The following is a 15106-nucleotide window of genomic DNA, read 5'->3' as shown; positions in this document are numbered from 1 at the left end:
TCTAGAGAATTTTTGGAGTTGTGTTATGGCTGGCCATTCCAAGTGGGCGAACATCAAGCACCGCAAAGAGCGTCAGGATGCCAAGAAAGGCAAGATTTTCACCAAGTGGATCCGTGAGCTGACCGTCGCTGCTCGCCAAGGCGGCGGCGATCCGGGCTCCAACCCGCGCCTGCGCCTGGCGCTGGACAAGGCGCTGGGCGCCAACATGAGCCGCGACATCATCGACCGCGCCGTGGCCCGTGGCGCCGGAGCTGCCGATACCGACGACATGGTCGAACTGACCTACGAAGGCTACGGACCGGGCGGCGTGGCGGTGATGGTCGAGTGCATGACCGATAACCGCAACCGTACCGCCGCTGCCGTGCGCCATGCGTTCAGCAAGTGCGGGGGCAATCTGGGTACCGACGGTTCGGTGGCCTACCTGTTCGAGCGCAAGGGCCAGATATCCTTTGCGCCGGGTGTGGATGAAGATGCACTGATCGAAGCTGCAATGGAGGCCGATGCCGACGACGTGGTGACCAACGAAGACGGTTCCATCGATGTCTTCACCTCCTTCGCCAGCTTCTATGCCGTGCGCACTGCGCTGGAGGCGGCCGGCTTCAAGGGCACCGACGCAGAAATCGTGATGCTGCCGACCACAAGCGCCGAGCTGGACCTGGACGGTGCGCAAAAGGTGCTGAAGATGCTCGACATGCTCGAAGACCTGGATGATGTGCAGAATGTGTATTCGAATGCCGACATCCCTGAGTCGGTCGCCGAACAGCTCACTTGAGAACGATGAACATCCACTGTGGTAGCTGGCTTGCCTGCGATAGCATCACCTCGATTTGACAGAAGCACCGAGGTGTCCGCATCGCAGGCAAGCCAGCTCCCACAAGGGTTCTATGCTGTTACACAAATGTGTGCCTGGCACATACCGTTGTAAATCCAACCCGCAGGCGCTATGACTTTAATCCTTGGTATCGACCCCGGTTCGCGCATCACCGGTTTTGGTGTGGTGCAGCAGACTCCACGCGGCTGTGTGTATGTCGCCTCGGGCTGCATCCGCACCGGTGCCGGCGAGCTCGCCGAGCGGCTGCAGATCGTCTATCGCGGCGTACGTGAAGTCATCCAGACCTACGGCCCGGTCACCATGGGCATCGAGAAAGTGTTCATGGCCAAGAATGCCGACTCCGCGCTCAAGCTTGGTCAGGCTCGTGGCGCCGCCATCGTGGCGGGGGCCGAGGAGGGTATGGAGATCGCCGAATACACCGCGACCCAGGTCAAGCAGGCCGTGGTCGGCACGGGTGGGGCGAATAAAGAGCAGGTGCAGATGATGGTGATGCACATGCTCAAACTCACGGCCAAGCCGCAGATCGACGCCTCCGACGCCCTGGCCATTGCCATTTGCCATGCGCACACCCGATCCAGTCTATTGCCCCACGGGCTTGGCACGGCACGCAGTCGTGGCGGGCGCCTGCGTCTCTGATAGCATCAGCGTTATTTCCGGTCAGGCGCCTATCTGACCCTATGCTTTTTAAGGATCCGAACCGTGATTGGACGCTTGCGCGGCACCCTGGCTGAGAAACAGCCGCCGCACCTGATTCTGGATGTAAACGGGCTTGGGTATGAGCTTGAAGTGCCCATGACCACCTTGTACCGCCTACCGTCGGTCGGCGAGCCGATTACGCTGCACACTCATCTGGTGGTGCGCGAAGACGCGCAATTGCTCTATGGTTTCATCGGCAAGCGCGACCGCGACTTTTTTCGTGAACTGATTCGTTTGAATGGCGTAGGGCCGAAACTGGCGCTGGCGTTGATGTCCAGCCTGGAAGTGGATGAGCTGGTACGTGCAGTATCGGCCCAGGACACCTCGGCGCTGACCAAGGTGCCGGGGGTGGGCAAGAAGACCGCTGAGCGCCTGCTGGTGGAACTCAAGGACCGCTTCAAGGCCTGGGAAGTCGTGCCGAGCATGTTCGCGCTGGTGCCGAACCAGCCGGACATGCCGGCAGGCCAGGTCGCCAGCGCCGAAAGCGATGCAGTCAGTGCGCTGATTTCCCTGGGCTACAAGCCGCAGGAGGCCAGCAAGGCGGTATCGGCCATCAAGGACAAGAACCTGAGCAGCGAAGACATGATCCGCCGAGCCCTGAAGGGAATGATTTAAGTGATTGAAGCTGATCGTCTGATTGCGGCCACTGGCCCGCGCGACCGTGAAGAAGTTCAGGATCGCGCCATCCGCCCGCTGAGTCTGGCCGACTACATCGGCCAGCCCACCGTGCGCGAGCAGATGGAACTATTCATCCAGGCCGCGCGCGGGCGCAGCGAGTCCCTGGACCACACCTTGATCTTCGGTCCGCCGGGGCTGGGTAAAACCACTCTGGCCATGATCATCGCCAATGAAATGGGCGTGTCGATCAAGTCCACCTCCGGCCCGGTGCTGGAGCGTCCCGGCGATCTGGCAGCGCTGCTGACCAACCTCGAACCCCATGACGTGCTGTTTATCGACGAGATTCACCGGTTGTCGCCGATTGTCGAGGAAGTGCTGTACCCGGCCATGGAGGACTTCCAGCTCGACATCATGATCGGCGAGGGCCCGGCTGCCCGTTCGATCAAGCTCGACCTGCCGCCCTTTACCCTGGTGGGTGCGACCACCCGTGCCGGCATGCTGACCAACCCGCTGCGCGACCGTTTCGGTATCGTTCAGCGTCTGGAGTTCTACAGCACGGCCGACCTTGCGACGATTGTGATGCGCTCGGCAGGCATTCTCGGCCTGCCGCTGGACCCTGAGGGTGCGTTTGAAATCGCCCGCCGGGCTCGCGGCACGCCGCGTATCGCCAACCGTCTGCTACGCCGCGTGCGCGACTTTGCCGAGGTGCGCGCCAAGGGGCATATCACCAAGGCCGTGGCGGACCTGGCGCTGAACCTGCTGGATGTGGACGAGCACGGCTTCGATCACCAGGATCGGCGCCTGCTGCTGACCATGATCGAGAAGTTCGACGGTGGCCCGGTAGGGGTGGACAGCCTTGCCGCGGCCATCAGCGAGGAGCGTCATACCATCGAGGATGTGTTGGAGCCGTACCTTATCCAGCAGGGCTACATCATGCGCACGCCGAGGGGTAGGGTGGTGACGCGTCATGCTTATCTGCACTTCGGGCTAAATATTCCGTCACGATTGGGCGAGATGCCCGTGGTAGACGAATTCCTCGATGCAGTGGACGATTAAAAGCTTGCGCCGCACGATTTATCTGATGTTTGTGCTGTCCCAGTGTCTGGCGTCGTCATTCAGTCGTTGTAAATATTCTTCAGGATGAAGAACAGGAATGAAAAAACAGTGGCGGGCCGGATTGGCAACCTGAGGAGTAAGCACTAGAGTATGCGCGCGCAAAACGGGGATCAGTCGTTCGTACATCGCTGTCGCGTTTATTACGAGGACACCGATGCCGGCGGCATCGTGTATTACGTCAATTACCTCAAGTTCATGGAGCGGGCTCGAACCGAGCGGCTAAGGGAGCTGGGCTTTGCCCAATCCCAGCTGGCAGGGGAGGACCTGTTATTCGTCGTGCATTCCAGCGAGGCGCGTTACCACTCACCTGCGCGATTGGACGATGAGTTGCTGGTCAGTGCGCAAGTAATCGAATTGAACCGTGCCAGCCTGCGTTTCAAGCAGCAGGTCAGGCGGGCAACGGATGCAACGCTGCTCTGTGAGGGGCAGTTTCTGGTGGCGTGTGTGCGCACCAACAGTTTGAAACCTCGGGCCATTCCCGAAACTCTACGTGCGGCCTTTGCCGCCGTGAGCGGCGCGGGTAAACAATCAGAGCAGGAGATTTAGCGTGGAACCTACCGTCGTCGACCATTCCTCCATGTGGAGCCTGGTCAGCAATGCCAGTGTTGTGGTTCAACTGGTCATGCTGACCCTGGTAGCCGCATCGGTTACCTCTTGGGTCATGATTTTCCAGCGCAGCAACATGCTGCGTGCCGGTCGACGTGCCCTGGAGAGCTTCGAGGAGCGCTTCTGGTCGGGTATCGACCTGTCCAAGCTGTACCGCCAGGCCGGCAGCAATCCGGACCCGGATTCGGGCGTGGAGCAGATCTTCCGTGCCGGTTTCAAGGAATTCTCCCGTCTGCGTCAGCAGCCTGGCGTGGACCCGGAAGCCGTGATGGAAGGCGTGGCGCGTGCCATGCGTGTCGCCATTTCCCGTGAAGAAGAGAAGCTTGAACAAAGCTTGCCGTTTTTGGCCACCGTGGGTTCCGTCAGCCCGTACATCGGTCTGTTCGGCACCGTGTGGGGCATCATGAACTCGTTCCGCGGTCTGGCCCAGGCCCAGCAAGCGACCCTGGCCACCGTGGCCCCGGGTATCGCCGAAGCCCTGATCGCCACCGCGATTGGCCTGTTCGCGGCGATCCCGGCAGTGATTGCCTACAACCGTTTTGCTGCCACCAGCGAAACGCTGATCGGCCGTTACTACACCTTCGCCGATGAATTCCAGGCGATCCTGCACCGTAAAGTGCACACCAGCGAAGAATAAGCAGGTAATTCCCAATGGCTTTAATCGCTCGAGCGCGCAAAAAGCGCAAGCCGGTCGCCGAGATGAACGTAGTGCCCTACATCGACGTGATGCTGGTGCTGCTGGTAATTTTCATGGTGACTGCGCCGATGCTCAACCAGGGCGTGAAGGTTGATCTGCCCAAGGTTTCCAGTGAAGCCTTGCCGCAGGACAACAACACGCAGGTGCTGACCATTTCGATCAAGTCCGACAAGACCTATTACTGGAACCTTGGCAGCGAAGTCGACACTCAGAAACAGCAAGACAAGGCCCTGACCCTGCCGGCGATGACTGATGCGGTGACCAAGATCATTCGCTCCGGCAACGAAGGCGGCAAGCACACCCAGGTCTTCATTCGCGGCGACAAATCGGTCGACTACGGCTCCGTCATGGGCGCCATGGGCGGGCTGCAGAAGGCCGGCGTCGGTAACGTTGGCCTGATCACCGAGGCGCCCTGATGCAGCAACAGCGAGAGCCGTCCGCCTCGGAAAGCTTCTTCTGGCCTGGCGTGTGGGCAATAGCCCTGCACGTTCTGGTGTTCGGCATGCTGTTCGTCAGCTTTGCCATGACCCCGGACCTGCCGCCGGCCAAGCCGATCGTGCAGGCGACCCTGTATCAACTGAAATCGAAAAGTCAGGCCACCACCCAGACCAATCAGAAGATTGCGGGTGAGGCCCAGAAGTCTGCCGCGCGCCAGACCGAAGTCGAGCAGATGGAACAGAAGAAGGTCGAGCAGGAAGCGGTGAAGGCGGCTGCGGAACAAAAGAAAGAAGAGGCGGCTCAAAAGGCCGAGGAATCGAAAAAGGCTGACGAAGCGAAGAAAGCCGACGAGGCCAAAAAGGCTGATGAAGCCAAAAAGGCCGACAAGGCTGCCGAAGCTAAAAAAGCCGAAGAGAAACAATTGGCTGATATAGCCAAGAAGAAATCTGAAGAAGAAGCGAAAAAAGCTGCTGAAGAAGAGGCCAAGAAAAAGGCCGCTGAAGAAGCCAAGAAGAAGATAGTCGAAGACGCGAAGAAGAAAGCCGCCGAAGACGCCAAGAAAAAAGCTGAAGCAGACGAGGCGAAGAAGAAAGTCGCCGACGACGCGAAGAAGAAAGCTGCCGCCGATGCCACCAAGAAAAAGGCCCAGGAAGCAGCGCGTAAATCCGCCGAAGAGAAAAAGGCTCAGGCCCTGGCAGATTTGCTCTCCGACACGCCGCAGCGTCAGCAAGCCTTGGCCGATGAGCGTGGTGATGAAGTAGCGGGCAGTTTCGATGACCTGATTCGGGCACGGGCAGCAGAAGGCTGGACACGTCCACCTTCGGCACGTAAAGGCATGACAGTAGTGCTGCAGATCGGCATGTTGCCGGACGGTACGGTGACTTCGGTCAGCGTGGCCAAGTCCAGTGGTGACGGTTCGTTCGACAGTTCGGCGGTTGCCGCGGTCAAGAACATTGGCCGGTTGACCGAGATGCAGGGAATGAAACCAAGCGACTTCGCTCCCTATCGTTCATTCAAGATGACATTCACACCTGAGGATCTAGCCTTGTGAGAAACCTTCTTCGAGGAATGCTTGTCGTTATTTGCTGTATGGCAGGGATAGCGGCGGCGGATGAAAAGAACATCCTGGTAACCAGCGGCAGTGATCGGGCCACCCCGATCGCAGTAGTACCGTTTGGCTGGCAGGGCGGCAGCGTGCTGCCGGATGACATGGCACAGATCGTCAGCGACGACCTGCGCAACTCCGGTTACTACGCACCGATTCCAAAAGGCAACATGATCAGCCAGCCGACCCAGGCCAGCGAAGTCAGCTTCCGTGACTGGAAGGCCGTGGGCGCGCAGTACCTGATGGTCGGCAGCATCACGCCGGCCGGCGGTCGCCTGCAGATCCAATACACGTTGTTCAACGTGGCCACCGAGCAGCAGGTCTTGACCGGCAGCGTGTCGGGGACCGCCGAGCAACTGCGTGACATGGCCCACTACATCTCGGACCAGTCGTTTGAAAAGCTCACCGGCATCAAAGGGGCGTTCTCCACGCGCCTGTTGTATGTCACGGCGGAGCGTTTTTCGGTCGACAACACCCGTTACACGCTGCAGCGCTCGGATTACGACGGTGCACGTGCCGTGACCCTGCTGCAATCGCGTGAGCCGATCCTGTCGCCGCGTTTTGCGCCGGATGGCAAGCGTATTGCCTATGTGTCGTTCGAACAGAAGCGCCCGCGCATCTTCGTCCAGCACATTGATACAGGACGTCGTGAGCAGATCACCAACTTCGAAGGCCTCAATGGTGCACCGGCCTGGTCGCCGGATGGTTCTCGCCTGGCATTCGTGCTGTCCAAGGACGGCAACCCGGATATCTACGTGATGAACATGGCGTCGCGCCAGATCAGTCGCGTGACCAGCGGTCCTGGCATCAACACTGAACCGTTCTGGGGCAAGGATGGTTCGACCATCTACTTCACCTCCGATCGGGGCGGCAAGCCACAGATCTATAAAACAAGCGTGGGTGGTGGTGGTGCGGAACGCGTAACCTTCATTGGCAACTACAATGCCAATCCGAAGCTTTCGGCCGATGAAAAGACGTTGGTAATGATTCACCGTCAGGATGGTTTCACTAATTTCCGGGTTGCGGCCCAGGATTTGCAGCGCGGAACCGTAAAAATCCTTACAGATACCAACCTTGATGAGTCAGCCACTGTTGCGCCCAACGGCACCATGGTAATCTACGCCACCCGCCAGCAGGGCCGGGGAGTCTTGATGCTCGTGTCCATTAATGGACGCGTAAGGCTCCCGCTTCCTACCGCACAAGGCGAAGTCAGAGAACCATCCTGGTCCCCTTACCTGAACTGACGCGGCGCTACAAAAAAAGAGATTTGCTTAACACACTGGGGTTCATTAGGAGTTTCACGATGGAAATGCTGAAGTTTGGTAAGTTTGCTGCTCTGGCTCTGGCTCTGTCCGTAGCCGTTGGTTGCTCGTCCAAAGGCGGCGACAACGCCGGTGAAGGCGCAGCTGTTGATCCAAACGCTGGTTACGGCGCTAACACAGGTGCAGTTGACGGCTCCCTGAGCGAAGAAGCTGCTCTGCGCGCTATCACCACTTTCTACTTCGAATACGACAGTTCGGACCTGAAACCAGAAGCCATGCGCGCTCTGGACGTTCACGCCAAGGACCTGAAAGCTAACGGCGCTCGCGTTGTTCTGGAAGGTAACACCGACGAACGTGGTACTCGTGAGTACAACATGGCACTGGGCGAGCGTCGTGCGAAAGCCGTTCAGCGCTACCTGGTACTGCAAGGTGTTGCTCCAGGCCAACTGGAACTGGTTTCCTACGGTAAAGAGCGTCCAGTTGCTACTGGCCACGACGAGCAGTCCTGGGCTCAAAACCGTCGCGTCGAACTGCGTAAGTAATTCGTCATGCGAACGTGCCGTCGTGCTCTAACTGTATTGGCTCTCAGCCTCGCACCGCTTGCGGTGTGGGCTGCGGTTCCTGTAACGGACAGCAACTCAGGCTATAACAATAGCGGGAGCAGCTATCCGCCAGCGGGTTATGGCACGAACGGCGCCTATGCCGGGGGGGCGGCGACGTCCGCCCCTTCGGCACAGGGCGAACTGTTCAATCAGTTGCAACGCATGCAGGATCAACTGGCGCAGCAACAAGGCACCATTGAAGTTCTGCAGAATCAAGTGAATCAGCTCAAGCAAGAAGGCCTGGAGCGTTACCAGGATCTTGATCGACGTATTGGAGCCGGCGTAACACCTGCCGCTACTCCTGATAATTCTTCTGCCGGTGGCGCGCCAAGCGCCGCTGCCGGTGGTGCAGCAGCAGGGGCGGCCGCCAGCCAGGCCCCTGCCGCGAGCAGTGAACCGGGCGATCCGGCGAAGGAAAAACTGTATTACGATGCAGCCTTCGACCTGATCAAGGCCAAGGATTTTGACAAGGCCAGCCAGGCATTTGCCGCTTTCCTGCGCAAATACCCAAACAGCCAGTACGCGGGCAATGCCCAATACTGGTTGGGTGAGGTCAACCTGGCCAAGGGTGATCTGCAAGGTGCCGGCCAGGCGTTTGCCAAGGTCAGCCAGCTGTACCCCAAGCACGCCAAGGTGCCGGATTCGCTGTACAAACTCGCTGACGTGGAGCGCCGCCTGGGTCATACCGACAAGGTCAAAGGCATTCTGCAGCAAGTAGTGGCCCAATATCCGGGTACTTCAGCGGCACAGTTGGCCCAACGGGACTTGCAGCGCTTGTAAGCCATGCAGCCCGTTTAGAAGAAACCCGCGCCTGGCGCGGGTTTTTTCGTTAGACTCCACGCCCTTTTATGACACCCGCTTTTTGGGGTCGGCGCATTGGCGCAACCCCTTGAAGTGCCTGACGGAGGCGGACAGCCTGTTTAGCTGTTACGCCCGTGGCGACTATGCAAGACACATTACGTATTACCGAAGTTTTTTACTCGTTGCAGGGTGAAACGCGAACCGCCGGCCTGCCCACGGTTTTTGTGCGACTCACCGGTTGCCCGTTGCGTTGCCAGTACTGCGACAGCGCTTACGCCTTCAGTGGCGGCACTGTGCGTACCCTTGACGACATTCTCGAACAGGTTGCCAGCTATCGACCGCGCTATGTCTGTGTGACGGGCGGCGAGCCCCTGGCCCAACCCAATGCCATTCCCTTGCTCAAGCAGTTGTGCGATGCCGGTTATGAGGTGTCTCTGGAAACCAGTGGTGCGTTGGATATCTCGGCTGTTGATCCGCGTGTAAGCCGTGTGGTCGACCTCAAAACACCGGGCTCCAGGGAAGTACATCGTAACCTCTACGAGAACCTGGATTTGCTGACGGCCAATGATCAGGTCAAATTCGTTATCTGTTCCCGCGAAGACTATGACTGGGCCAACTCCAAGCTGATCCAATATGGCCTGGACCGTCGCGCTGGCGAGGTGCTGTTCTCCCCCAGCCATCACGACCTGAACGCCCGCGACCTGGCAGACTGGGTGGTGGCGGACAACCTGCCGGTGCGTCTGCAATTGCAGTTGCACAAGTACCTGTGGAACGACGAGCCTGGCCGCTGAGAGGGCCTGAAAACGGCGACAATTGCAGATGCAACGCGGTATTTCTGATTTATTTCAAATAAGGTGTTGAATAATCCTTAGAAATCAGTATTATACGCGCCACCACACAGCGGGTCGTTAGCTCAGTTGGTAGAGCAGTTGGCTTTTAACCAATTGGTCGTAGGTTCGAATCCCACACGACCCACCATATTTGGCGGTTTAGAAAATCCGGAAGGCCCACGAAAGTGAGGATTTCCGGGTTTTTTTTTGCGTGCTTGAAAACTCAAAGTAAACCCACTGTCAATCGCTCCCCATCTTGATTAAATTGGAGGCTGCTCACTCACGACAGGGATCGTCATGACTACGCTTTCACCCCTCAGCTCCAGCCTCGTCCAGATTCTGCGTCCTCCGGGTCAACCACTTGCCGCCCAGCCACGCGATACCCCTGTTGCCGATCGACCTTCATCCGTCGTCAGCCTGGGCAACGTGGCATCCGACACACTCTCCAACACCTACTCTCCGCGTGGGCAACTGCCCGGCCAGGCGCCGGTGCTGGCTTGGGAAAGTGACAGTCATGACACCCTGAGCAAGGCGATCAATACCAACTTCAACGCATTATCCATTGCCAACCGCTTCAAAGGCCTGGGCGAAAGTCTGATGGCACAGTTTGCCGAGGTCGATACGGATATCTCCCAGTCGGTACGCTATGCAGGCGCAGACAATGCTGGCGAGCTCAAGCTCAGTCAGGCGCTGTTGCACAGCAAGGCCGACAATCTGGTCAGCCTCAACATCAAGACCGCCAGCGGCAAGACCATCACCTTCAGTTTATCCAGCCAGAACGATGGCCTGGGCGTTCAGGCCACTGTGGATGGCGGCACCTTGAGCGACGATGAGCTCAAGGCCGTCGGTCAATTGAGCAGCGCCTTCCAGGCAGCGGTCGACGGGCTCACCGCTGTGCCGCCCAAGCTCGACCTGGGCGGCCTGACCCGTTTCGACTCCAAAATATTGGCGTCCGTCGACCTTGACGCCAAATTGGAGTTAGCGGACGCCCAGCAGCAGACCCTTGCGTTTCACGCCGACAATCAGAGCCGCACCACCCGCATGAGCGGGGCGGACGGCGAGTTGAGTCTGGCGGTGGACCTGAAAAACGCGGCCATCCTTGGCGAAGCTCAACAACAGGCCAAAGCGCTGGAAAGCTACCTGGCGCAGTTTGATCGAGTGCAGGAGCGAGGCAATGCCAAGGCACCGTTGATGGACATGCTCAAGGACGCGTTCAGCGCCATGAACAGCCACTATCCTCAGGGCGGCGCCGCACCCGAGGCGCTGACCCGCAGTGCGGCGGACCAGCGCCTGCTGAGCGGCCTGGCCGACTTCAAGGCGTCGATCAAGCAGACCCGCGAGGCTTCCAATCCAATGCGTCCGTCCGAAGTCGACAGCTTTGCCTACGACGTGGCGCAGAACACCCGCGTGGGCGGCAGCAGCACGTTGGATCGCACTGTGACCCAGTATCAGCAATCGAGCCTGTCCGCCAGTTTCCACAAGGATCTGACCGGCGCAAGAAACCCGGCGCTTGGCACCACGGCCGAATCGCAGAATTACCTGTATGTGCAGGTCGAGGACAAGGCCAGCAGTTCGACTCACTTGGGGTATAAGGAAGGCATGCTGACCCATGCCTCTGTCTCGCAGTCCGCGAGCGAGGATACCCGGACGCAAAAATACGTGATGGGCAAGCAGGTCGATGAGACGTTTGTGCCCCGGCACGCCTCGGCCAGGCATGACTACGTGGCGTTGCTGGAGCACGCCGCAAGGGAAAGCACTAAGTCCAGGCAGGCGCTGGAGGAGTCCACGCTCAAGGAGGCACTGACAACTATGCATGCTGCTGTGCTGCTGCAGGAAGATCCCTGCGCACTGTCGCGCTGACAGTGTCCTTAAAAACAGAAAACCGGTTTTCCTGTTTTTTGCCCGGCAGATACGCACGCCAGCCCCAGATTAGGCTTTTGAATCCATTCGATATTCTGTAGCCTTGCGCAGCTTCACCCGTGCTTGATGAATACAATCACTTCGTCCGGCGGCGCCCGAAGGGCTCCAGAGCCGGTGGTACACTCGACTTTCGCGCAACTGCGCCTGCAGGTCTTGCGAACATGACGCACATTTCCGAACGCCTACTGGTTCAAGCCCATCTCGACGCCAAGCAGCCCAAGGCCCTCAGCGCCGAAGAAGAAGCCGGCCTGCGCGTTGCCATCGCCGCCGAGCTCAACGCTCAGGACGCGGTGCTGGTTGCCCACTTTTACTGCGATCCAGTGATTCAGGCCCTGGCCGAAGAAACCGGTGGCTGTGTCTCCGATTCCCTGGAAATGGCCCGCTTCGGCGCGGCCCATCCGGCCAAAACCGTACTGGTGGCCGGCGTGCGCTTCATGGGCGAGACCGCGAAGATCCTTACCCCTGAAAAACGCATCCTCATGCCGACCCTGGAAGCCACCTGCTCCCTGGACCTTGGCTGCCCGGTGGATGAGTTTTCGGCGTTCTGCGACCAGCATCCCGAGCGCACCGTGGTGGTGTATGCCAACACCTCGGCGGCGGTCAAGGCCCGGGCTGACTGGGTGGTGACTTCCAGTTGTGCGCTGGAAATCGTCGAGAGCCTGATGGACAACGGCGAGACCATCATCTGGGGCCCGGACAAGCATCTGGGCACCTATATTCAGCGTCAGACCGGCGCCGACATGCTGCTGTGGGACGGTGCCTGCATCGTCCACGAAGAGTTCAAGTCCAAGCAGCTCGAAGACATGAAAGCGCTGTACCCGGACGCTGCTATCCTGGTGCACCCCGAGTCGCCTACCGCCGTGATCGAACTGGCGGATGCGGTGGGTTCCACCAGCCAACTGATCGCCGCCGCGCAGCGCCTGCCGAACAAGACCTTCATCGTGGCGACGGATCGCGGCATTTTCTACAAGATGCAGCAGCTGTGCCCGGACAAGGTGTTTGTCGAAGCGCCCACCGCCGGTAACGGCGCCGCATGTCGCAGTTGCGCGCACTGCCCATGGATGGCGATGAACACCCTGGAGCGCACGTTGCAATGCCTGCGTGAGGGCAGTAACGAGATATTCGTTGAGCCGTCAGTGATCCCGCATGCGGTGCGCCCGCTCAAGCGCATGCTGGATTTCACCCAGGCTGCGCGTCTCAAGCTGGCAGGCAATGCCTGATGAGGGTTATTTTTTCTGCTGCGCGATTCGCACCAGCTGCGTATCCGAGTAGATGTCATGCCAGCAGCGTTTGTGCTTATCGAACAATGACCACACAAACCCGAGCCCCACGCACAGCCACGATGCAATCGACACCATAAAGCGCAGCAGCGCTTGCCACAGGCTGATACGCGAGCCGTCGGCGTTTTGCACGCGCACGCCCCAGACCTGCATGCCCAGGGTCTGCCCGGAGTGAGTCCAGAACGTGGCAAAGAAGCCGAACAGCACAAACAGCAGGAGGGTCGACAGTATTGGGTCACCGTCCAGCGTGCCGGATTCGGTGAGGGTGCGCATGTGTGCTTCACCCACGAAGGCGATCCACACCAGCTTGTAGGTAAAGGCGGTGACGATCAGCAGCGCGGTACACAACAACGCGTCATAAAGCATCGCTGCCAGGCGACGACCCAGGCTGGCAGCGGGGAACGCGCCCTGAGGGCTCAGCAGGGGGTGGGCCATGGCAGGGCTCTCGCACGAAAATACGCAGTTTACGGAATCGCGCCCATAAAAAAGCCCCTGATGTCATATCAGGGGCTTTTTGTTGCAGGAAGGATCAGCCTTCCGCTTGTACTTCGTCAGCCTGCATGCCCTTCTGGCCCTGCACGGCAACGAAGGTCACTTTCTGGCCTTCTTTCAGGCTCTTGAAGCCGTTGCCCTGGATAGCGCGGAAATGCACGAACAGATCCGGACCGCTTTCTGGTGTGATAAAACCAAACCCTTTTTCGTCATTGAACCACTTGACGGTACCGCTCTGACGTGTGGACATTTCTTCTTTCCTTTGACGCTAAAAATTAATGACAGCCCCTTTCACATGAAAGAGCACTGGGCTGGGTTGCAGGAAAGTAAGAGACGTCGAACGGGTTGTAGCAAACTACCTCAGCTACTGCCCAGGTCCAGGTTCCAAGCGACCCATGCAAACACAGTGGACAAACTCTACGCCAACTAACGCAGAAAAAACAAGTCCTGCAAAACCCCCAGCGTTTACTCGGCTTTGTGGCACTTTGACCCGCCACGTATTGCTGTCTTATTCGATAGATAAGTTCACTTGTTATAGGCGCTTGCCTATAAAAAAGCCTATCAGTGATGCACTGTTTTATGGCGGCTGCGTGACAGTTTAGTGCACGTTAACGCAGCCGCGTTACTTATAGAAACAGCCAGTCAGCCACGGTAGTAACGCTGCGGTACGAATGGCATTTTACTTACACGTAATGGCACCTTTTTCCCACGCACCAAGGCAGACACCTCGGTATCCAGTGCGGTGAACGCGTTGTCCAGGTAACCCATTGCCAGAGGGCCACCGAGGCTCGGCCCAAAGCCGCCGCTGCAGATGGTGCCGATAACGGAGCCCTGTTCGTCGACGACCTCTGCACCTTCACGCACGGGTGTACGTTCCTGGGGCAGCAGGCCGACACGCTTGCGGGTCACGCCAGTTTGTTGCTGGCTGAAGATTTTCTCGGCGCCCGGGAAGCCGCCAGCGCGTGCGCCTTCGCTACGACGTGCCTTGGAGATGGCCCATAGCAGGCTCGCTTCAATCGGCGTGGTCTCGGTGTTCATGTCATGGCCATAAAGGCACAGGCCGGCTTCCAGGCGCAGGGAGTCGCGGGCGCCGAGGCCAATCGGCTGCACTTCGGTTTCGGCCAGCAGACTGCGCGCGAGGCTTTCGGCATTGGCGGCGGGTACGGAGATCTCAAACCCATCCTCACCGGTGTATCCCGAGCGGCTTACATAGCAGTCAACCCCCAGCAGGCGAACGCTGGCGAACTGCATGAACGTCATCCGAGTGACTTCCGGCGCCAGGCGTGCCAGTACCTTTACCGCCGCCGGGCCTTGCAGGGCCAGCAGCGCGCGCGCTTCGAACAGAGGCTCGATGCTGCATTGCTCACCGATGTGTTTGCGCAGGTGTGCCAGGTCCTGATCCTTGCACGCGGCGTTGACCACCAGGAACAATTCGTCATTGCCCAGGTTGGCCACCATCAGGTCGTCAAGAATGCCGCCCTGTTCGTTGGTGAACATCGCGTAGCGCTGCATCCCCACCGGCAGGTCGATAATGTCGACCGGCACCAGGCTTTCGAGGGCCTTGGCGGCATTGGCGCCGCTGAGGCGGATCTGGCCCATGTGGGACACGTCAAACAACCCGGCGTGTTCGCGGGTGTGCAGGTGTTCCTTCATCACGCCCAGCGGGTATTGCACCGGCATGTCGTAGCCGGCGAAAGGCACCATGCGCGCGCCAAGTTCGAGGTGCAGGGCGTGCAAAGGGGTTTTCAATAGAGTGTCAGTGGACATGTTCAGCTCCTGAAAAAGGGCGAAGTGTGAGAGGGAGCAAGCTC

General features: G+C 59.0%; 17 protein-coding genes and 1 tRNA gene. 15 read left to right on the top strand and 3 right to left on the bottom strand.

Going from position 1 to position 15106, the window contains the following annotated elements:
- Positions 1 to 25 precede the first annotated feature (25 nt).
- The 15 genes from H045_RS15410 to nadA all read left to right on the top strand — a co-directional run bounded on the left by H045_RS15410 (position 26) and on the right by nadA (position 12743).
- On the top strand, positions 26 to 772 hold the full coding sequence (locus H045_RS15410) for a YebC/PmpR family DNA-binding transcriptional regulator (RefSeq protein WP_015372844.1): 747 nt from the start codon (positions 26 to 28) through the stop codon (positions 770 to 772).
- Between the two features lie 171 nt (positions 773 to 943).
- Complete coding sequence (gene ruvC / locus H045_RS15405; protein ID WP_015372843.1) at positions 944 to 1468, top strand: crossover junction endodeoxyribonuclease RuvC; 525 nt, start codon at positions 944 to 946, stop codon at positions 1466 to 1468.
- 63 nt (positions 1469 to 1531) lie between these two features.
- Positions 1532 to 2143, top strand: a complete 612-nt coding sequence (gene ruvA, locus H045_RS15400) for a Holliday junction branch migration protein RuvA (protein ID WP_003175802.1) — start codon at positions 1532 to 1534, stop codon at positions 2141 to 2143.
- Positions 2144 to 3202: a Holliday junction branch migration DNA helicase RuvB gene (ruvB, locus tag H045_RS15395; RefSeq protein WP_003237685.1), complete on the top strand. Its 1059-nt coding sequence runs from the start codon at positions 2144 to 2146 to the stop codon at positions 3200 to 3202.
- Positions 3203 to 3352: 150 nt separating this feature from the next.
- Positions 3353 to 3808, top strand: a complete 456-nt coding sequence (ybgC, locus tag H045_RS15390; RefSeq protein WP_003237688.1) for a tol-pal system-associated acyl-CoA thioesterase — start codon at positions 3353 to 3355, stop codon at positions 3806 to 3808.
- Position 3809: 1 nt separating this feature from the next.
- Positions 3810 to 4505 carry a protein TolQ gene (gene tolQ / locus H045_RS15385; RefSeq protein WP_003237690.1) on the top strand — a complete coding sequence of 232 codons (696 nt, stop codon included), beginning with the start codon at positions 3810 to 3812 and terminating at the stop codon, positions 4503 to 4505.
- A 23-nt stretch (positions 4506 to 4528) separates the two neighbouring features.
- Positions 4529 to 4981 carry a protein TolR gene (gene tolR, locus H045_RS15380; RefSeq protein WP_162276129.1) on the top strand — a complete coding sequence of 151 codons (453 nt, stop codon included), beginning with the start codon at positions 4529 to 4531 and terminating at the stop codon, positions 4979 to 4981.
- Positions 4981 to 6054, top strand: a complete 1074-nt coding sequence (gene tolA, locus H045_RS15375) for a cell envelope integrity protein TolA (RefSeq protein ID WP_003237694.1) — start codon at positions 4981 to 4983, stop codon at positions 6052 to 6054. Before tolR ends, tolA begins: the two co-directional genes overlap by 1 nt.
- Positions 6055 to 6071: 17 nt before the next feature.
- Positions 6072 to 7352, top strand: coding sequence for a Tol-Pal system beta propeller repeat protein TolB (gene tolB / locus H045_RS15370; protein WP_032871425.1), 1281 nt, complete (start codon positions 6072 to 6074; stop codon positions 7350 to 7352).
- 59 nt (positions 7353 to 7411) lie between these two features.
- Positions 7412 to 7912 carry a peptidoglycan-associated lipoprotein Pal gene (gene pal, locus H045_RS15365; protein WP_003209827.1) on the top strand — a complete coding sequence of 167 codons (501 nt, stop codon included), beginning with the start codon at positions 7412 to 7414 and terminating at the stop codon, positions 7910 to 7912.
- 6 nt (positions 7913 to 7918) lie between these two features.
- Complete coding sequence (gene ybgF, locus H045_RS15360) at positions 7919 to 8752, top strand: tol-pal system protein YbgF (protein WP_003237697.1); 834 nt, start codon at positions 7919 to 7921, stop codon at positions 8750 to 8752.
- Positions 8753 to 8916: 164 nt separating this feature from the next.
- Entirely contained in the window at positions 8917 to 9564 is a 648-nt protein-coding gene (gene queE / locus H045_RS15355; RefSeq protein WP_003237699.1) for a 7-carboxy-7-deazaguanine synthase QueE, read from the top strand.
- 111 nt (positions 9565 to 9675) lie between these two features.
- Positions 9676 to 9751, top strand: a tRNA-Lys gene (locus H045_RS15350).
- A 149-nt stretch (positions 9752 to 9900) separates the two neighbouring features.
- A complete protein-coding gene (locus H045_RS15345; protein WP_236277666.1) occupies positions 9901 to 11463 on the top strand; it encodes a lactate dehydrogenase in 1563 nt (520 codons plus the stop codon).
- Positions 11464 to 11684: 221 nt separating this feature from the next.
- The gene (nadA, locus tag H045_RS15340) at positions 11685 to 12743 is read left to right on the top strand and encodes a quinolinate synthase NadA (protein WP_015372841.1); all 1059 of its coding nucleotides are present in this window, start codon (positions 11685 to 11687) and stop codon (positions 12741 to 12743) included.
- A 6-nt stretch (positions 12744 to 12749) separates the two neighbouring features.
- Here nadA and H045_RS15335 read toward each other — a convergent pair whose 3' ends face one another.
- From H045_RS15335 to gcvT, 3 genes are all read right to left on the bottom strand, one after another.
- Entirely contained in the window at positions 12750 to 13238 is a 489-nt protein-coding gene (locus H045_RS15335; RefSeq protein WP_015372840.1) for an RDD family protein, read from the bottom strand.
- Positions 13239 to 13332: 94 nt separating this feature from the next.
- Complete coding sequence (locus H045_RS15330) at positions 13333 to 13545, bottom strand: cold-shock protein (protein WP_003237709.1); 213 nt, start codon at positions 13543 to 13545, stop codon at positions 13333 to 13335.
- A 392-nt stretch (positions 13546 to 13937) separates the two neighbouring features.
- Complete coding sequence (gene gcvT / locus H045_RS15325; RefSeq protein WP_015372839.1) at positions 13938 to 15062, bottom strand: glycine cleavage system aminomethyltransferase GcvT; 1125 nt, start codon at positions 15060 to 15062, stop codon at positions 13938 to 13940.
- Between the last annotated feature and the right edge of the window lie 44 nt (positions 15063 to 15106).

It is taken from the genome of Pseudomonas poae RE*1-1-14 (genome assembly GCF_000336465.1).
GTDB classification, from domain to species: Bacteria; Pseudomonadota; Gammaproteobacteria; order Pseudomonadales; family Pseudomonadaceae; genus Aquipseudomonas; species Aquipseudomonas poae.
This window is presented reverse-complemented; position numbering and strand designations above follow the sequence as displayed.